We start from the raw sequence: 18,351 nt of genomic DNA on the forward strand, positions 1-18,351 counted from the left end.
TCGCCGCCGGGGGGGCGCCCCCCCCCCCCCCCCCCCCCCCCCCCCCCCCCCCCCCCCCCCCCCCCCCCGGGGGCGCCGCCCCCCCCCGCGACCCTGGTACGGGACGGGTAGGGGCGGAGGGGGCGAAAAAGCCCGCCCTCACCCCCGCGGATACCTGGCCAGCCACCCCGGAGATGACCCCCCGGGCCCATGCAACGCCGGCCCCTGGGTCATCTCCATCGCGAAGTCGTCCGCGAGGACGAGCATCGTGGGGCGGCCCTCCAGCTCGGCCAGCCAGGCCGGCGGGAGGGCCGTCTCGCCGTGCAGGGCACCCAGCAGGCCTCCGGTGAGCGCACCGGCGACCCCCGAGGGCCCGCCCTGGTTCACCGCGAGGCACAACCCGTGCCGGATGTCCTCACCGACCAGCGCGCAGTACACCGCGACCGCGAGCAACCCCTCCGCCGTACCGTCCCCGGCGAGTTCCTCGACCCGCGTAGGCGTCGGCATCCCCTGCCGTACGGCCCCCAGGGCGTGCTGGAGCGCGTCGGTGACGGGCTCGTGCCCCGGGCGGGCGGCGAGCATCGCGAGGGCCCGCTGGACGGCCCCGTCGAGGCTCTCGCCGCGGGCCAGCGCGTGCACGATGACGGCATACGCGCCCGCCGACAGGTAGGCCGTGGGGTGCCCGTGCGTCTGCGCGGCGCACTCGACGGCGAGCTGCACCACGAGCTGCGGCTCCCAGCCGACGAGCAGCCCGAACGGCGCGGAGCGGGCGGCGGCCTCGGGCCCGAGCTCGCCGGGGTTCTTGGGCGCGTCCAGCGTGCCCATGGTCTCGTCGCCGAAGCCGAGCAGACAGGAGCGGGCCGGGTCGCGGCGGGCGTACAGCCACTCCTCGCGGGCCAGCCAGCCGTCGTCCTTGCGGCGTTCGTCGGGCCCCCAGTCGCTCTGGGTGGCGGCCCAGCGGCGGTAGGCCCGGTGCAGATCGGTCGGCGGATGCCAGGCACCGGTGTCGCGGCGTACCTGGGCGCGGATCAGCCCGTCGACGCTGAACAGCGTGAGCTGGGTGAGGTGCGTGACGGCGCCGCGTCTGCCGTACCCGAAGGCCAGGTCGGTGAGCCCCTCCGCGCCGTACGCCTCCCGGATCTCCTCCAGGCCGAGCCCGTCGAGCGGCGCGCCCAGGGCGTCGCCGACGGCCACGCCCAGCAGCGTTCCGCGCACCCGGCTGCGGAAGTCCTGCTGTTCGGCACGGCCCCAGACGGCACCGGCTGTCGCACCCACCGAGACCTCCCCAGGAACCGCCCGTACGTCCGACAGCTCAGCACTGTAATCGAACGCGAACGGTCGACTGAGGGACAGGAACGGTATGCGACATGTGACCCGCCAGATCGCAATAGATCAGTTGTTGACCCCGTTCAGCCACCCCTTCAGGTCGCTCGGCGTATTACCGCTCGGTCGCTCGGCGCGCTCCCCCTCCAGTCACTCCGCGGACCGCTCCTTGATCGCGTCGCGGGCTTCGGTCACCCGGGTCAGGCAGGGGGCGAGGGCGGCTCGGTCCGTGCCGGGGGTTTGCAGGAGTTCGGTGAGGAGATCGGCGAGCCAGGCGACGTCGATCCACTCGCGGGGTTCGGAGAACAGGCGGGTGAGGCGGTCGTCGAGGGTGGGCCAGTCCGCCAGGCCGGCGTCGATCACGGCGTGCAGGAAGTCGGCGGCGGCGCCGGTCAGCTCCCAGCCGGAGGCCAGCCGGGCGGCCTCCCGCCACAGCGGGCGGGCGGCGTCCGCCCCTTCGTGGCCGCCGACCGTCATCGCGAGGCAGAACGCGCCGCCCGCCGCGTGCCGCCCGCGCATCCGCTCGGCCGTGCGCCGCGCCTTGGCCCACTCCCCGGACTTGCGCTCCGCCCGCGCCCACTCCTCGAGCCCCGCGGGCTCCTCGAGGCCGTGTGCGTAGGCGGCGGTCAGCGCGTCCCTGGCGTCCTCGGCGCGGTCGTACAGCAGATGGACCTGGGCGAGCGTGTGGTGCGCCCAGGCCAGGTCGTCGGACGCGTCGCCGCGCCCGAGGTAGTGCTCCAGACCGGCCAGGGCGTCCTCCGGGCGGCCCACCGCCAGCAGGGTGATGATCCGCCGCATCCGGTACCAGCCGCCGTCCGGATCGAGGGCGACGGCCCGATCCAGGTCGGCCAACGCCTCGCGGAACAGGCCGAGCTCGTGCAGCACGGCGCCCCGGCAGCCGATCGCCCACGCGTTGTCCGGGTCGAGTGCGAGCGCCCGGTCCAGGTCGGTGCGCGCCTCCTCGTGGCGCCCGAGGCAACGCAGCGCCTCACCGCGGTTCCACAGCACCCACGCGTTGTCGCGCCACAGCTCCGCGGCCCGCTCGGCGTCGGCGTACGACCGCTCGTGGGCGGCGAGCCGGCGGTGCACGGCGGAGCGCTGGACCAGCGCCCAGGCGTACGACGGGTAGAGCTCCAGGGCGCGGTCGAGGTCCGCGAGCGCCTCCTCGTGGCGACCGAGCCTCGTGCGGGAGACGCCCCGGCTCGCGTACGCCGACGCGTACGTGTCGTTGAGCGCGATCGCCCGGTCGTAGTCGGCGAGGGCGTCCTCGTCGCGGCCGGCGACCCGCAGCGCGTCGCCCCGCTCGCAGGCCACCCAGGCCAGGTCGGGTCCGAGCTCGACCGCCCGGTCCAGATCGGTGAGTTGCTCGTCGTGCTCCTCACGCGAGCGCCGGACCCGGGCGCGCCGGACCAGCGCCCAGATGTGTTCCGGGTCGAGTTCGAGCGCGCGGTCGAGGTCGGTGAGGGCGGCGTCGGTGCGGCCCATGCTGTGCCGGGTGACGCCCCGGGAGGCCCAGGCGCCCGCGAGTTCGGGGTCGATCGCCAGGGCGCGGTCCAGGTCGGCGAGGGCCTGCTCGTAGTGGCCGGTGATCCGGTGGTAGTCGCCGCGGACGAACAGGATCCGCGCCTTGCCCGGGCTGAGGGCGTCGGCGTGATCCAGGTCGGCGATGGCACCCTCGTAGTCGCGCAGTTCGGCGCGGGTGACACCGCGGCCGTAGTAGGCACGCTCCAGCTCCGGATCGAGGGCGAGGGCCGCCTCGTACTCGGCGAGTGCCCGCTCGAAGTCGCGGTCCACGCGGTGACCGAGCCCGCGCAGCATCCGGGCGACGGCCTGCCCGCGCGCGTCGAGTCCGCCCCGGTTCAGCAGCAGCCCGAGCGTGTCGTGGGTGCCGTCCTCCAGTGCCTCCAGGAGGTCGCCTCCCCACGTGGCCACGGTCCCCGCGTCCGCGTCCTCGCCCGCCTCGACGAGGACACGCGCCCACCGCCGGGCCACGACGGCGCTCTCGCCGCAGGCGTCGACGACATCGCGCAGGACGCCGGGCAGCGCGGCCCGCGGCCCCGCGCACAGCAGGTGGTACGCCTCCGCGAGCCGCAGCTCCCGCCACTCCTCCTCGCCCCACACCTCGTCCTGGACCAGCCCGGCTTCGAGTTCGGCCCGCCAGCCGGCGAAGGTCTCCGCGAGCCGGGTGTGCCGTTCGGTCCAGCCGCGCGGGGAGCGTCGGCGTTGCAGGCGCAGCATCGGCGTCCGTACGACGTCGTGGTACTGGACGCGGTCGCCGCGGTCGCTGACGAAGGGCAGCCCGCGCAGCCAGCCGAAGAGGGCGTCGGCCTCCTCGTCCGGGCAGTCCACGGCGGCCCGGAAGACGTCCGCGTCCAGCCGGCGGGGCAGCGCGCAGGCCAGCGCGGCGGCCCTGCGTACCGGGTCCTGCTCCCACTTCAGGAAGCGTTCCACGGCCGTCGCGCTCGGGTCGCCGACGTCGTCGGGGTCGCCGGGCCGGGACTCGGCGAGCGTCGACACGAGGACCGGCAGTCCGCCGGTGAGCCGCAGCACCTCCTCGACGACCGGCTCCGCCAGCACGCCCTTGTCGGCGAGCAGCCCCCGCGCCTCGGCCTCCGTGAACGGCTCCAGGGGTACGTCCGCCACGAAGTCCGCGAAGCCGCCCCAGCGGGCGGTGTCGAAGGGCCGCTGTCCGGCGGTCACGACGACGACGTTCACCGGCAGGGCGCCGTGCCGGTCCGTCGTCATCACCTCGTGCAGCCAGCCGTCGAGGAAGGGCCCGGTCCGCTCGTAGGTGTCGAAGAACAGGACGACCCAAGGAGCCTGGTCGGCGACCTCGGCCAGCTCTCCGAGCAGCACCGGCGTGAGCACGCGCTCGGGAGAGAGCACGAGCTGGACGTCTCCCTCGTTGCGGAAGCGGGCGCTGAGCCCGGCACGCAACCGGTCGGCGCCGTGCGCGAGTTGGGCCGGGTCGATGGCCCCGGCCAACGGTCCGACGACGGGCACGAGACCCAGCGTCACCAGACTGGCCCGAGCGGCGGTCATGCTCGCGGGCGACGGCTGCGGCTCCAGCGTCTCGACCACCGCCGACTCCGCCTCGTGGCGGCGCTCCCGGTGGGTGGCCAGCAGCCGGTCGAGCTCCTTGAACCGGTGCCCCTGCCGGGCGAACTGCGTGCTGAGCGCCGCCATCGCCTCGGGCACACTGCCCACGCTCTCGTCGACGTACGCGGTGAGCGCCCCGCGCTCCCGCGCGAGCTGCTCCAACTCCCGTACGAGGAAGGTCTTTCCGACACCGGCATTGCCGTGCACATGGAACAGGAACCGGTGCCGCTCGTCCTCCGGCGCCAGCTCGAAGTTCTCCCGGAACGCGGCACGTTCGGCACCCCGCCCCACGAACCCGCGCCGCCTGCGGGCCTTGATCAGCTCCTGCATCGACGGCCGCGCCCGCACCATCTCGTCCGTCTCCTCCGCACCGATCAGAGTTTTCGGGCTCCAGTCTGGCCCAACTCGCCGAAAATGACCTGGGGTTGGGTGGCGGGCATGCCCATAGTTGAACCATGCCGATAACGCGGACCCCCCGCCCCTCCCAGTCCACCGCGCTCCCCCTCGCTTCCACCTCCACCGCGCTCCCCCTCGCTTCCGCCCTCCTCACCGCCACCGTCGCGCTCTACATCTCCCTCGTCGCCTTCGGGAACATCACGGACTTCGGCACCAACCGGGAGTTCGTGCGCCATGTCCTCGCGATGGACACGACCTTCAAGGACGACGACCTGATGTGGCGTGCCATCACCTCGCGGGCGTGGCAGGACGCGGCGTACGTCGCGATCATCGTGTGGGAGACGGTCGCGGCACTGGTGCTCATCGCGGGCACCTGGCTGTGGGCCCGCAGGAACTACCCGCAGGCCCGACGCATCTCCACCCTCGGTCTGTTGATGCTCCTGCTGCTCTTCGGCGCCGGTTTCATCGGCATCGGCGGCGAGTGGTTCGCCATGTGGCAGTCGAAGGACTGGAACGGGCTCGACGCGGCCACCCGCGTCGTCACACTGAGCGGGATCGTGCTTCTCGTCATCCATCTGCCGTGGGGCGGAGCATCCGCCCCACGGACGACCCAGTCAGGGGCTACGGACTAGCACTCGAGCCTGATTCCGCTCCTGGACCTCAACCGACCCGCCGTACCCGTTCATCGTGCCCGCCGACAGTGTTCCACCGGAGGGCAGCGTCCGTGCCCTCAGCCCTCCAACACCGGTAGCAGCTCCGGCAGATGGCCGTCCGAGGCGGCGGCCGCCCGCTGCCGTTCCTCCGGCACCTCGCCGTACAGCGTCGTCCGCGGCTTGGCCGGGCGGCCCGCCGCCTCCGCGACCGCGATGAGGTCCTTGACGGACTTGTACGAGCCGTAGGACGAGCCCGCCATGCGGGAGATGGTCTCTTCCATGAGAGTGCCGCCGAGGTCGTTGGCGCCGGAGCGGAGCATCTCCGCCGCGCCCTCGGCGCCCAACTTCACCCAGCTGGTCTGGATGTTGGGGATGTGCGGGTGGAGGAGGAGGCGGGCCATCGCCACGACCGCGCGGTTGTCGCGGGTGGTCGGGCCGGGGCGGGCGATGCCGGCCAGGTAGACCGGGGCGTTGGTGTGGATGAAGGGGAGGGTGACGAACTCGGTGAAGCCGCCGGTCCGCTGCTGGATGCGGGAGAGCGTGCGGAAGTGGCCGAGCCAGTGGCGGGGCTGGTCCACATGGCCGTACATCATGGTGGAGGAGGAGCGGATGCCCAGTTCGTGGGCCGTCGTGACGACCTCGATCCACGTGGCCGTGGGCAGCTTGCCCTTCGTCAGGACCCAGCGCACCTCGTCGTCGAGGATCTCCGCCGCCGTGCCCGGGATCGTGTCCAGGCCGGCCTCCTTGGCGGCGGTCAGCCACTCGCGGATGGACAGGCCGGTGCGGGTCGCGCCGTTCACCACCTCCATCGGGGAGAAGGCGTGCACATGCATGCCGGGGACGCGTTCCTTCACCGCCTTCGCGATGTCGAAGTAGGCGGTGCCGGGCAGGTCCGGGTGGATGCCGCCCTGCATGCAGACCTCGACCGCGCCGACGTCCCAGGCCTGGGCGGCACGGTCCGCCACCTGCTCCAGCGACAGCGTGTACGCGTCGGCGTCGGTGCGGCGCTGGGCGAAGGCGCAGAAGCGGCAGCCGGTGTAGCAGACGTTCGTGAAGTTGATGTTCCTCGTGACGATGTACGTGACGTCGTCGCCGACCGCCGACTTGCGGACATCGTCCGCGATCCGGCAGAGCGCGTCGAGCGCCGGGCCGTCGGCGTGCAGCAGGGCCAGCGCCTCGTCGTCCGTCAGCCGGGTCGGGTCGTCGGCGGCCGTCGCGAGCGCCGCGCGGACGTCCGTGTCGATGCGGGACGGTGCCATCCCGGGCGCCGCTGCCTCGCGGAGTGCCTCCCAGTCGCCGTAGACGAGGTCGAAGTCCTCCCGGCGGTCGCCGGTGCGGCCCTCGGTGTCGATCGACACGTGCAGGTCGGTGCGGCCCGAGGAGATGAAGGCCTCTTCCGGCTCCTGCCACGGATGCCCCTGGACCACCGCGTCCTCGCGGGCGAGCCCGGTCTCCGGGTCCGCCAGCGCGCGCACGTGCGGCAGCAGCCGCGGGTCCAGCCACGGCTCACCGCGCTGCACGAACTCCGGGTAGACGCACAGACGTTCCCGCAGGGCGAAGCCGGCCTCGGCGGACTGTTCGCGCAGGAGGTCGATCTGCGGCCACGGACGCTCCGGGTTCACATGGTCGATGGTCAGCGGCGAGACCCCGCCCCAGTCGTCGATCCCCGCGCCGATGAGACGCCCGTACTCACTGTCGACGAGGTTCGGCGGCGCCTGGAGGCAGGCCGCCGGGCCCATGATGTGCCGCGCCACCGCGACCGCGGCCACCAGCTCGTCCAGCTCCGCGTCCGGCATCCCGCGCATCGCGGTGTCCGGCTTGGCGCGGAAGTTCTGGATGATCAGCTCCTGGATGCCGTGGTACGCACGGGAGACGCGGCGCAGCGCGAAGAGGGACTCCGCGCGCTCCTCGTACGTCTCCCCGATCCCGATCAGCAGCCCACTCGTGAACGGGACGGAGGAACGGCCCGCGTCCTCCAGGACCCGCAGCCGTACGGCGGGCTCCTTGTCCGGGGACCCGTAGTGCGGCCCGCCCGGCTCGCTCCACAGCCGGGTCGCCGTCGTCTCCAGCATCATGCCCATGCTCGGCGCCACCGGCTTCAGCCGCTGGAAGTCCGTCCACGACATCACGCCCGGGTTGAGGTGCGGCAGCAGGCCCGTCTCCTCCAGGATGCGGATGGAGATGGCCCGTACGTAGGCGATCGTGTCGTCGTACCCGTGCGCGTCCAGCCACTCGCGGGCCTCCGGCCAGCGGTCCTCCGGCTTGTCGCCGAGGGTGATGAGGGCTTCCTTGCAGCCGAGTTCGGCGCCCCGGCGGGCGATGTCGAGGACCTCGTCGGGGGACATGAACATCCCATGGCCCGCGCGGCGCAGCTTGCCGGGGACCGTGACGAAGGTGCAGTAGTGGCATTTGTCCCGGCACAGCCGGGTCAGCGGGATGAAGACGCTCTTCGAGTACGTGATGACGCCGGGGCGGCCCGCCGCCGCCAGGCCCGCGTCGCGCACCCGCGCGGCGGAGGCGGTCAGGTCGTCGAGGTCCGCGCCGCGTGCCTGCAACAGCACCGCCGCCTCGGTGACGTCGAGCGCGACGCCGTCCCGCGCACGCTTGAGCGCGCGCCGCATGGAGTTCGCCGTCGGCCCGGTTCCGGGAGTCGCGGGAGTCGCGGGAGTCGTCATCCTTCGAGCATACGATCGCGTTGATCAGGCGTTACAGGGCCCGCCCGTATTCCTCACGCGCCGCAGATCGTTACAGGGTGCTACTGGTACCGGGCGGGCGGGTCGGGCAGAGCGTCGCGGGGGTTGACGGGGGTCGGGCCTCCACGCAAGCCACCGGTTCCGCGCAGGCCGCCGGTTCCGCGCGAGCCGCCGACCGCCCGCAGCCGCGAACCGCCCGCAGCCGCCGATTGCCCGCAAGGCGCCGATCCCCTTCCCGTGCACCGGAGTTCACGGCCGAATACCAGGGTTGTACGTGCCACACCCGCACCCCACCATGTCATGCCACTGTCACGCTCGACACCTGGGAGCAGCAGCATGTGCGAGGACGACCACGGAAACGGGATGGCCAGACGCGCCCTGTTCGTGACGGGTGCCGCCGCCGCGCTTACGTTGGGAAGCGTGAGCTTCTCCCACGGCCCCGCAGCCGAAGCGGCAAGCAACCAAGAGACGAAGACGGTACGCGGCACCCTCCCCATCGGATCGCCGGACTTCGTGTACCTCCCGGTCGAAGTCCCGCCCGGCGTACGCGAGATCAAGGTGGCGTACACCTACGAGAAGCCGTCCGTCCCGGCCGGCACCGTCGGCAACGCCCTCGACATCGGCATCTTCGACGAGCGCGGCACGGAGCTGGGCGGCCGGGGCTTCCGCGGCTGGTCGGGCGGGGCGCGCACGGAGTTCTTCCTCCGCGGCGACGACGCGACCCCCGGCTACATCCCCGGCCCGATCCGCCCCGGCACCTGGCACATCGCCCTCGGCCCCTACACGGTGGCGCCGCAGGGACTGCCGTACGAGATCACGATCACGCTCACCTACGGGGAGCCCGGTGCCGTCGCGCAGCCGACGTACCCGCCCTCGCGGGCGAAGGGCCGCGGCCGCGGCTGGTACCGCGGCGACTGCCATCTGCACTCCTGGTACTCCGACGGCCGCCGCACCCCCGCGGAGATCGCGGCGCTGGCCCGTGCCGCGGGCCTGGACTTCATCAACACCTCGGAGCACAACACGCACTCCTCGCACGCGCATTGGGCGGACCAGGCGGGCGACGACCTGCTGATCATGCTCGGCGAGGAGGTGACGACGCGGAACGGCCACGTCGTGGCCCTCGGCACGGACCCGGGCACCTTCGTCGACTGGCGCTACCGGGCCCGCGACAACCGCTTCGGCAAGTACGCGCGCCAGATCCGCCGCGCCGGGGGCCTGGTCGTCCCCGCCCACCCGCACGCCACCTGCATCGGCTGCAACTGGAAGTTCGGCTTCGGGGAAGCGGACGCGGTCGAGGTGTGGAACGGCCCGTACACCCCCGACGACGAGGTGACCCTCGCCGACTGGGACAACATGCTGGTCGCCTCGGTGCGCTCCGGCCACGACTGGATCCCGGCGATGGGCAACAGCGACGCCCACCGCGACCCCGACCCGGTCGGCACCCCCCAGACGGTCGTCCTCGCCGACGACCTGACCCGCGAGGCCATCCAGGAGGGCATCCGCGCGGGCCGCTCCTACGTGGCCGAGTCGAAGGCGGTGTCGCTGACCTTCGGCGCGTCTGGCGCGAAGGGGGAGCACGCGGGGATCGGCGAGCGGTTGCTGGTGGACCGCGACACCCCGGTGACCGTCCGCCTGGAGGCCACCGGCGTCCCCCGCTGCACGGTCCGTTTCGTCACCGACCAGGGGGTGTTGTTCACCAGCGCGCCGTTGCCGGTCTCCGGTTCCGGGACGGTGGAGTGGAGTACGACTGCCTCGTACGCGGCGTATGTGCGGGCGGAGTTGCGGCATGAGGTGGCGCTGGGGCCGCTGCCGGGGGCGTTGGCCGCGTTCACCAATCCGATCTTCTTGGGGGACTGATCAGCGCGAGCGGCGCTGGGCGACGTCGCGTTCCTTTCTTTCAGGCGGCGTCGAACCAGGGCTTCTGGGCAACCCACCACTGACACTGCTGTTCGCGGCCGTAGCAGGATGGCGGTCGAGACGGCAGGTCGACGAGGTCATGGGGTGGGAATGACGGGGATATCGCTGGAGGCACTGGACGCGGTGCCCTGGGGTCGGCTCGAGTCGGCCTCTCCGCAGGACCCGGTCAAGGAGGTGCCCCGCGCACTCCGGCGCCTCGCGCGTGCGGGCGGGGCCGCGACGGAGGACCAATGCCACCCTCTGTTCTCCTGTCTCGCGTGGGGAAGCGGCCGTATGCCCTCCGCCGCGACCGCCGCGCTGCCGTTCATCGTGGCGCTTGCCGCTGATCCGGGCATGGGTGCGCGGACCACGCTCGTAGACCTGCTGGTGTACCTGTCCCAGGCGGCGGAGAAGGCCGAGCCGCACCTGGTGGACGAGGGGTGGCCCGCGGCGTGGCGGCGCCACTGGGACGCGATCCGGGCACTGCTCGCGGACCCGGACTCCAAAGTGCGGCGGACTGCTCTTCCCCTCGCGGACGGTGTCGCGGCACTCCTGGAGCGGTGGCGGGCCGAGACGGATCCGGCGGTACGTCTGCCGGTGCTGCTCGCGTTGGGCGAGGCCGCAGCGGATGCCATCGACGCCGAGGGGGACGCTCTCAGGTCGGTCGAGGAGGTACGGGCGGTGCTGGCCGACGTGTTGCGGGACGGCGGCCCCGTCATGCGGGTCGCGGCCGTGCACGCCTGGGCGCGCCTCGACCGGGAGGTGCCGGTCCGCCAACTGGACCTACTGGTGGAGGTGCTCTCCGACACCGCCGTACGGCCGGAGTTCGAGGCGGTCTGGTACCTGCCGGACGTCGACGACGCCTTCTCCCGCGAGGACGTCGTCGCCTGGACGGCCTCGCTGTTCAACCACGCCCCGGAGACGGCGATCTCGTTCGTGGTCCGGCTGGCGGGTGCGGCACACCGGACCGGGGACAGCGAGCTGCACCGGGCCGTGCTGGACGATGCGTGGCGGCTGCTGGTGGAGCGGCCGTCCGTGGCCCCAGCGGTGTTGCCGCTGGCGGGCGAGCTGTTGGCGGACCGGGATGCCGCGGTGCGACTCAAGGCGGCCAACCTCCTCGCGGTCCTCGGCCCACAGGCGGCTCCCTACGCCGACGGGCTCGCCGCACTGCTCGACGACCGGGGCGAGGACGACGTCACCTACAACGAGGGCACCGTCGGCGCCTACGCGCGCTGGGCGCTGGCCCGGATCGGCGACCCGCGCGCGCTCCCGGGGCTCGTCGAGCGGCTCTACGAGCCCTACCGAGAGCACTACTCACGCGGCTACGTCAGCGGCGACCCGCACCTTCCGGAGGTCGAAGACGTCCTGGCTCCGCTGCGGGCGCACGCGCACGTCCTGCTGCCCGCGTTGCGGGAGGCGATCCGGCACCAGGCCGCGCACAACAACGGCCTCGGCCCGCTGACCGACAACTTCCTCCGGGTCCTGGAGGCGTGGGGGCCTGACGCGCTGCCCGCGCTCCCGGAGATCGTGCCTCTGCTGGGCGACACGCGCGCCTCGCTGAGCGTCGTCGACGTGCTGGTGGCGATGGGACCGGCCGCCGCGTCCACCGAGCCCGCCCTGCGCACCTGCGCGATCCTCGACTACCCGGGGAACCACCACAAGGTGGCGTGGGCCGCCTGGCGCATCGGCGGCGGTGACGGTGCGTCGGCGCTGCGGCTCATCGGCGACGCGGTGCTGACCGAGGACGGCCCGTTGTACGGACCGGTCCACCTCCTGGCCGACTTCGGTCCCGCGGCCGCGCCGTACGCCGGCCGGGTGCGGCACACCATGGAGAACACCGAGGGGTGGCAGCGGATACAGGCCGCGGTCGCGTTGTGGTCGATCACCGGCGAGCCGGAGCCGACCCTGTCGGTCCTGGAGGAATGCGTCCTGCGGATGGCCGACGGCGACGACAAGTACTGGGTCTCCCACGATGCGCTGCGGGCCCTCGCCCGCATCGGCACGATCACCCCGTCGGTGCGGGCCGCCCTGTTGACGGTGCAGGCGTCCGACCGGCGTCTGTCGCCGTACCGGGACTACCGGGCATTCCTCCAGGACGAGGAGCTCCGTTCCACGATCGAGGACGTGCTCGCCCTGGCATGAGACCAAGGTGTCGAGGCGGCGCGGACAGAGCACCTCCGCAAGGGAAGCGGGTCATGGATGTGCTGACCCCCGCCGCCCTCACTGGCCAAGGACCAGCATCGCCACGAACAGCACCATCAGTACCCCCAGCCCGATCCCGCCCACTCGGGCCCCACCCCGGGGCAGGAAGATGCCGACGACCGACCCCAAGGTGGTGAGCGGTACCGCGTATTGGGCAACCACGATCAGGGCGTCACCGGAACCCGGCGTCCGGACCCCGTCCTGGCACGTGCCGCAGGCGATGGCGAGCAGCGGGCCGAACATCCCGACGAAACCGCCGGCGACCAGCACCAGCATGGCGAGGGCGGTCAGCCCGACCCACTCGACGGGCGTGCGCCGGGGCTCGGCGCCGATCTCCGCGGAGTCGAAAGTGACACCGGTGTTCTCCATGAGACGAACGCTACGGAGGCCGGTGATCGGGCGGCATCCGTCCTCGTACTCAGCTCGCCACGCACCCACGGCCTGAGTACGCGGCGACTCCCCGAAGCCATCGCCTACTCCACGAAGGGCGGGCGCCAGCCGCGAATCTCACGCCCGACCGTCGGATCCCACCTGCTCCAGCGGGACTTCGCTCATCTGCCGCCGCCTCCGGCGCGTGCGTCTTCGAGGGCCGTCATGATCTGGGGCGAATTTCTGATGTGAACGCGGTGCCGATAGGCCCGGACCACAGCAGCGGCACCCTCGAAATCGTTGGTCGGGGCGGCTCCTATGGCCGCCGCCAGTTCCTCCTCGAACCGCTCCCGATCGCCGGGAAAGCCGTAGCGGCTGAGCGCGCTGCGCAGGTCGTCCACGGTCCGGATCTCCGGGAGGGTCGCTCCCCCGCTCACCACGTCGCCACCCCGCGCCCGCACTCCGCCCACAGCAGTTTGCCGCCCTTCGACGCGCCGAGCTCGCGCAGCACGGACGATCCCCATGAGTCCGCGCAGGCCCGTACCAGGTACAGCCCGCGCCCGCTCTCGGCGTCCTGCGGCGGTACGTCGCCCAGGGCGGCCGGGGGTGCCTCCGCGAACCCGGGCGGGACTCTGGGATCCGAGTCCCACACGGCGACCCGCAGCCGGTCCGGCTCGGTCGAGCGGACTCGGAGGGCGTACGGGCCGGTGGTGTGGCAGTGCGAGTTCGTGAGCAGCTCCGCTGCCAATAACTCGGCGGTGGGGGCGAGTTCGGGCATGTCGTGTGCGGCCAGAATCAGCCTGAGGGTGCCCCGGGCGATGCCCGGGGCCCTTGGGTCGTGCGGAAGTTGCAGGGTGTAGGACCAGGGTGGGGATACGGTTGCCATGGAAGTTTCCGATCACGAGAGGGAGTTGGGATCGTTGACCTGCGGAGCCCAGTGACGATGCCGCTCCGTCGAGCGGGGTACTCCCGGGCGGGGCGCCTGAAGTACACAGTAGGGGCATCGCAAAGCAGCTTTGCGGAAATCCAAAGGAATCGATGCGGAATCCCTCGTGTGAGTGACGGCCGCCAACATGGGTTGTTTCAGGAGGAGTTGTATGGCGGACAGGCCAGCCCCAACGGCCCGCCGCATGCGCGTCGCCACCGAGCTGCGCAAGCTCCGTGAGCGTGCGGGGATGACGTCAACCGAGGCCGCACGCCAGCTGAGTACCAGCTCCGGGCAGCTCAGTAACGTCGAATCGGCGCGGTTCGGGGTGAGCGCCGACCGTATCCGGGCCATGGCCTGCACCTACGACTGCTCCGACCAGGCCTTCGTCAACGCCCTCGTGGCCCTGGCAGGCGACCGGACGCGCGGCTGGTGGGAGCAGTACCGCGGGATCCTCCCGGCCGGGCTGCTCGACCTGGCCGAACTTGAGCACCACGCCACCGCCCTGCGCACCGCGTTCACCTCGCACGTACCCGGACTGCTCCAGACCAACGAGCACGCCCGCGAGATCTTCCGTCACGTGATCCCCGCGCCCACCCCGCCCGAGGTCGAGCATCGCGTCTCGTACCGGATCAAGCGGCAGGACGTCCTCTACCGGACGACTCCAGTTCCGTATCGGACCGTGATCCACGAGGCGGCCCTGCGCATGAAGATTGGCGGCCCCGAAGTGGCCCGCGCCCAGCTCCAGCATCTGCTCGACATGAGCGAACGCGACCACATCACGATCCGGGTGCTCCCGTTCGACGTCGGCGCCTTCCCCGGCTCGGGTCAGTCGATCAATTACGCGTACGGGCCGGTGCACCAGCTCGACACCGTGCAACTGGACCAGTTCCACGGTCCCGTACTCCTGGATGCCGAAGCCCATCTGGACAAGTACCGGCGCCTGCTCGACATCGTGGAAGCCACCGCCCTGCCTCCGGAGAAGTCACGGGACTTCATCCATGACATCGCCCAACACCTGTGAAGGGACCCCGCATGCGCACTCACGTATGGCAGAAGTCGTCCTACTGCCAGGAAGGTGAAGCCTGCGTCCACGTCGTCGCCACCGCAGAAACGGTCCATCTGACCGAAAGCAGCGACGTCAGCCGAGCCATACTCTCGGCCACCCCCGACGCCTTCGCAGCCCTCCTCCACGCACTCAAGAGCTCTGCCCCAGCCACTCTCTGAGCGTGGCGAAGTCCGCGTCGGTCAGGCCGTGGCGGGGGTCGACGCGGTGCAGCAGGGCTCGTCCTCGGTGGTGTGCGGCGACCCAGGCCCGGTCGGTGTCGGTGATCTCGTCGTCCACCCAGATGAACGGGCGGCCGGCTGCCCAGGCGACGAGGGGGCGGGTTTTCCAGTGCAGCCCGTCCCTCTCGTCCTGGTCCTCCTGGTCGGACGCTTCCGGCCAGATGACCACCGCCAGCTTGGGGAGGCCGAGCCGCGGTGCGACGCTTTCGTTCGCGTCGGCCATCCAGGTCGTGGCCCAGACGAGATCGCAGGGCAGGGACCTCAGCCGGGGGCCGTGCTCGGGGTTGATCCTGGGGAGGAGGGGGTGCGCGTCGGTCCCCTGCGGTTCGGGGCCCGTCCGATACGTCGGATACCCGTCCGGGTACTGCCGCGGCGTCGCCCCGAACGGGATGAGTGGCCCGTCGACGTCGAGGAAGAGCAGCGGACGCTCGGCACCGGCCATGACTGCACGATAACGCCGGTACGGGGGTCGCGGAATCGTCCTCATGTCGCCGTGCCCTCGTACACGCGCCGGTGCCACCACGGGTACGGGCTCCCGCTCCAGTCCGCCCAATGGGCCGGGTCGGGGTCGGGGATCGTACGGCGGCGGAACTCGGCGTCGAGCACGGTGAGGAGCTGTTTCAGTTCGGCGCGTGCCCGGGGAGGGAGGTCGCGGACGACGTCCTGGAGCGCGTCCCTGACCACCGCCACGTCGTCGTACTGGCATCCCGGGCAGGACGGGCACTCCGAAGCGATGAGCTTCAGCCGCGGACCCCGTCGGCGCAGGAAGGCTCGGTAGCTGCGCAGGAATCCTGCGGTGCCGCCCGGGCGTACGTGATAGCTCTGATCGCCATGAGCGCTGTGAAGGTCGTGGTCGCTGTGCTCCGCCACGCGGATCGCGGCGCTCGTCTCCAGTGACAGTCGGTCGATGGGCGGGAAGTCCCGTGCCCACTGAGGCAGTCGGCGTTCTTCCAGCCGCCGTGCGGCGCGCACCGCGCCGGGCCGTCTACGCGGCATCGGCCTTTCGGTAGATCATCATGGCGGCCATCATGCCACGGGGGTGTCCTCCGTGGGCGTGTTCGAGAGCCGGTCCAGCCACTCGGTCAGCAGGCCCGTTTCGGCGGGGGTGAAGGCCGGGCTCGGGGTCTGGCGGAGGAGTGCGCCGAGGCGGGTCGCGGTGGCGGGGACGCCTGTCTCGCCCGGGGTGGCCGTGGCCGGCGTACCGGAGCCGGTCACGTCCGGGGTGAAGACCACCGCGTGTACGGCGTCCCGTACGCGGCGGGAGACCGTCTTGTCGGTGAAGGTCGCCGGGCGGGAGACCAGCATGAGCGCGACGCCGACGTTGGCGGACATGATGATCTGGGCGGCCAGTTCCGGGGCGAGGCACAACTTGCCCTGTTCGGCGGCGCGTTGGAGGTCCGCGGTGAGGATCTGGTGGGACTCCAGGGCCGCGGCCGGAGGGGTGCGCATGGCCGGGGAGTTCATGAGGCGGTAGAGGTTCGGGTTCCGCAGCGCGAACTCGGTGTGGCTGTCCCAGCCGTCGCGCAGGTCCTGGACCGGGTCCGTGCCGGGGCGGCGTTCACGCTTGGTCGCCAGGTACTTCTCCCAGCCGTGGTCGACGACCGCCGACAGCAGGCCCTCCTTGTCCCCGAAGTGGCGGTAGAGCGCCGGGGCACCGACTCCGGCGGCCTCACAGACCGCCCGGGTCGAGACGTCCCCGTTCGGGGACTCCGCGACCAGGGCGGCCGCCACTTCGAGGATGCGCGCTTTCGTACTCACGGAAGCGACGCTACCCGCACTCACGAACGGGACGCCGTGTGCGGGGCGAGCAGGTCGTCCAGGCCGATCCGCGTCAGGAACTCGGCGCGGATGCGGTCCGCGACCCGGCTGACCTCCTCGGAGCCGTCGTTCGCCGGGTCGACGTGGACCCGGAAGGGCCGCTCGCCGTGCGGGGTGTCGACGACCTCGACGATCGCGTCGGCGACGAGGGACACGTCCGCGTCGGCGGGCGCGAGGGCGGCCAGGCGCTGGGCGACCTGGTCCATCAGGCCCGCGTAGTGCTCCTCGTACGCCGGGATCACGGTCTGCTCGGAGGGGTGACCGCCGGTGGCGAAGTGGTTCGTGCCGGAGGTGAAGGCGCCCGGCACCACGATGGTCGTCTCGATGTTGAAGCGGGCCAGCTCGGCGGCGTACGACACGGCGAGCGCGTCCATCGCGGCCTTCGCGGCGAAGTACGGCGCGAGGTACGGCGGGGTGCCGCCCCGGCTGGACGTGGAGCCGACCCACAGCACCAGGCCGTGCCGCTGTGCGCGCAGGTGAGGCAGTGCGGCCCGGTTGACGCGCTGAGTGCCGAGCACGTTCGTGTCGTACACCGCGGCCAGTTCCTCGGGTGTGAAGGCCTCGGTCGGGCCGGTCACCATGTGGCCCGCGTTGTGCACGATCACGTCCAGCCCGCCCGCCTCCGCGAGGACCGTGGCGACGGCGGCGTTCGCCGACTCCTGGGAGAGGACGTCCAGTTCGACCGTACGCAGATCCACTCCGTGCTCGGCGGCGTACGCCTTGGCCTCCGCGACGCGGCTCGCGTTGCGGCCCGCCGTGTCGCGCATCGCGGCGTAGACCGTGTGCCCGGCGCGGGCGAGCGCGCGGGCGGAGAGGGCGCCGAAGCCGGAACCGGCGCCGGTGATGAGGATCGTCTTGCCTGCAGCAGACATGGCAGAACTCCTTGGAAGAGAGAGGGAGAGGGGCTGGGAGGGGGGTTACGCGATGCCGCCGTTGGCCCGGATCACCTGGCCGTTGACCCAGCGCCCGGCCGGGCCCGCGAGGAAGGCGACGACCCCGGCGATGTCCTCGGGGGTGCCGAGGCGCTCCAGCGGGGGCTGGGCGGCCATCCGCGCGATGGTCTCCTCGTCCTTGCCATCGAGGAAGAGGGCGGTGGCGGTCGGGCCGGGGGCGACGGCGTTGACGGTGATGTCACGGCCGCGCATCTCGCGGGCCAGGATCAGCGTCATGGCCTCGACGGCGCCCTTCGTGGCGGCGTACGCGCTGTAGCCGGGGAGGGCGAGGGCCAGTACGGAGCTGGAGAAGTTGATGATCGCGCCGCCCGCACGCAGCCGGCGCGCGGCCTGCTGGTCCACGACGAAGGTGCCACGGATGTTGGTGCGGTGCATCCGGTCGAGGGCGTCGAGGTCGAGGTCGACGAGCGGGGCGAGGGTCATGACGCCGGCCGCGTGGACGACTACGTCGACACCGCCACCGCCACCGCCGCCGAAGGCCTGCTCGGCCGCGTCGAAGAGGGCGGCGACCTCGGTCTCGTCGGCCACGTCGGCGCGGACGGCGATCGCCTGGCCGCCGGTCTCGGTGATCGCGGCGACGGCCTTGTCGGCTTCGGCCTCGTTGCCGGCGTAGTTCACGACGACGGCGTAACCCTCGGCGGCGAGGCGCTCGGCGGTTTCCCGGCCGATGCCGCGGGAGCCGCCGGTGACGATGGCGACGCGGGGGGAGGTGGTGCTGGGCTGCTCGTGCTGCTCGGTCATGGCGTTGCTCCTTGTCG

Annotated in this window: 16 protein-coding genes; 5 read left to right on the forward strand and 11 right to left on the reverse strand. The window is 72.2% G+C overall.

Features of this window, described 5'->3' with window-relative positions; all coding sequences use genetic code 11:
• Positions 1-138: 138 nt before the first annotated feature.
• Positions 139-1,254, reverse strand: coding sequence for an ADP-ribosylglycohydrolase family protein (locus ACFY0T_RS33265; protein ID WP_388878940.1), 1,116 nt, complete (start codon positions 1,252-1,254; stop codon positions 139-141).
• A gap of 198 nt (positions 1,255-1,452) precedes the next feature.
• On the reverse strand, positions 1,453-4,752 hold the full coding sequence (locus ACFY0T_RS33270) for a tetratricopeptide repeat protein (protein ID WP_388878943.1): 3,300 nt from the start codon (positions 4,750-4,752) through the stop codon (positions 1,453-1,455).
• Between the two features lie 104 nt (positions 4,753-4,856).
• Here ACFY0T_RS33270 and ACFY0T_RS33275 point away from each other — a divergent pair, with 104 nt between their 5' ends.
• Positions 4,857-5,429, forward strand: coding sequence for a DUF2165 domain-containing protein (locus tag ACFY0T_RS33275; protein ID WP_388878946.1), 573 nt, complete (start codon positions 4,857-4,859; stop codon positions 5,427-5,429).
• Between the two features lie 98 nt (positions 5,430-5,527).
• Here ACFY0T_RS33275 and ACFY0T_RS33280 read toward each other — a convergent pair whose 3' ends face one another.
• Complete coding sequence (locus ACFY0T_RS33280; protein WP_388878949.1) at positions 5,528-8,125, reverse strand: bifunctional FO biosynthesis protein CofGH; 2,598 nt, start codon at positions 8,123-8,125, stop codon at positions 5,528-5,530.
• Between the two features lie 354 nt (positions 8,126-8,479).
• Between ACFY0T_RS33280 and ACFY0T_RS33285 the strand changes: the two genes are divergently transcribed.
• On the forward strand, positions 8,480-10,000 hold the full coding sequence (locus ACFY0T_RS33285) for a CehA/McbA family metallohydrolase (protein WP_388878952.1): 1,521 nt from the start codon (positions 8,480-8,482) through the stop codon (positions 9,998-10,000).
• A 150-nt stretch (positions 10,001-10,150) separates the two neighbouring features.
• Positions 10,151-12,181, forward strand: a complete 2,031-nt coding sequence (locus ACFY0T_RS33290) for a HEAT repeat domain-containing protein (RefSeq protein WP_388878955.1) — start codon at positions 10,151-10,153, stop codon at positions 12,179-12,181.
• A 78-nt stretch (positions 12,182-12,259) separates the two neighbouring features.
• Here the strand turns inward: ACFY0T_RS33290 and ACFY0T_RS33295 are convergent, their stop codons facing one another.
• From ACFY0T_RS33295 to ACFY0T_RS33305, 3 genes are all read right to left on the reverse strand, one after another.
• Positions 12,260-12,610: a hypothetical protein gene (locus ACFY0T_RS33295; RefSeq protein WP_388878958.1), complete on the reverse strand. Its 351-nt coding sequence runs from the start codon at positions 12,608-12,610 to the stop codon at positions 12,260-12,262.
• 182 nt (positions 12,611-12,792) lie between these two features.
• The gene (locus tag ACFY0T_RS33300) at positions 12,793-13,047 is read right to left on the reverse strand and encodes a hypothetical protein (RefSeq protein ID WP_388878961.1); all 255 of its coding nucleotides are present in this window, start codon (positions 13,045-13,047) and stop codon (positions 12,793-12,795) included.
• Complete coding sequence (locus ACFY0T_RS33305; RefSeq protein ID WP_388878963.1) at positions 13,044-13,496, reverse strand: ATP-binding protein; 453 nt, start codon at positions 13,494-13,496, stop codon at positions 13,044-13,046. Before ACFY0T_RS33305 ends, ACFY0T_RS33300 begins: the two co-directional genes overlap by 4 nt.
• A gap of 211 nt (positions 13,497-13,707) precedes the next feature.
• Between ACFY0T_RS33305 and ACFY0T_RS33310 the strand changes: the two genes are divergently transcribed.
• A complete protein-coding gene (locus tag ACFY0T_RS33310) occupies positions 13,708-14,559 on the forward strand; it encodes a helix-turn-helix domain-containing protein (RefSeq protein ID WP_388878966.1) in 852 nt (283 codons plus the stop codon).
• An 11-nt stretch (positions 14,560-14,570) separates the two neighbouring features.
• On the forward strand, positions 14,571-14,762 hold the full coding sequence (locus ACFY0T_RS33315) for a DUF397 domain-containing protein (RefSeq protein ID WP_388878969.1): 192 nt from the start codon (positions 14,571-14,573) through the stop codon (positions 14,760-14,762).
• Here ACFY0T_RS33315 and ACFY0T_RS33320 read toward each other — a convergent pair.
• From ACFY0T_RS33320 to ACFY0T_RS33340, 5 genes are read right to left on the reverse strand one after another with little or no spacing between them, the layout of a single operon-like run.
• Entirely contained in the window at positions 14,734-15,264 is a 531-nt protein-coding gene (locus ACFY0T_RS33320; protein ID WP_388878972.1) for an HAD domain-containing protein, read from the reverse strand. The two genes, ACFY0T_RS33315 and ACFY0T_RS33320, sit on opposite strands and share 29 nt — an antisense overlap.
• A 41-nt stretch (positions 15,265-15,305) precedes the next feature.
• On the reverse strand, positions 15,306-15,818 hold the full coding sequence (locus tag ACFY0T_RS33325; RefSeq protein ID WP_388878976.1) for a hypothetical protein: 513 nt from the start codon (positions 15,816-15,818) through the stop codon (positions 15,306-15,308).
• A 30-nt stretch (positions 15,819-15,848) separates the two neighbouring features.
• The gene (locus ACFY0T_RS33330; RefSeq protein ID WP_388878979.1) at positions 15,849-16,580 is read right to left on the reverse strand and encodes a TetR/AcrR family transcriptional regulator; all 732 of its coding nucleotides are present in this window, start codon (positions 16,578-16,580) and stop codon (positions 15,849-15,851) included.
• Between the two features lie 20 nt (positions 16,581-16,600).
• Entirely contained in the window at positions 16,601-17,512 is a 912-nt protein-coding gene (locus tag ACFY0T_RS33335) for an SDR family NAD(P)-dependent oxidoreductase (protein ID WP_388878982.1), read from the reverse strand.
• A gap of 45 nt (positions 17,513-17,557) precedes the next feature.
• Positions 17,558-18,334 (reverse strand): SDR family oxidoreductase, encoded by a 777-nt coding sequence (locus ACFY0T_RS33340; protein WP_388878985.1) that lies wholly within the window; start codon positions 18,332-18,334, stop codon positions 17,558-17,560.
• Between the last annotated feature and the right edge of the window lie 17 nt (positions 18,335-18,351).

The organism is Streptomyces sp. NPDC001530, assembly GCF_042894545.1.
Lineage (GTDB): Bacteria > Actinomycetota > Actinomycetes > Streptomycetales > Streptomycetaceae > Streptomyces.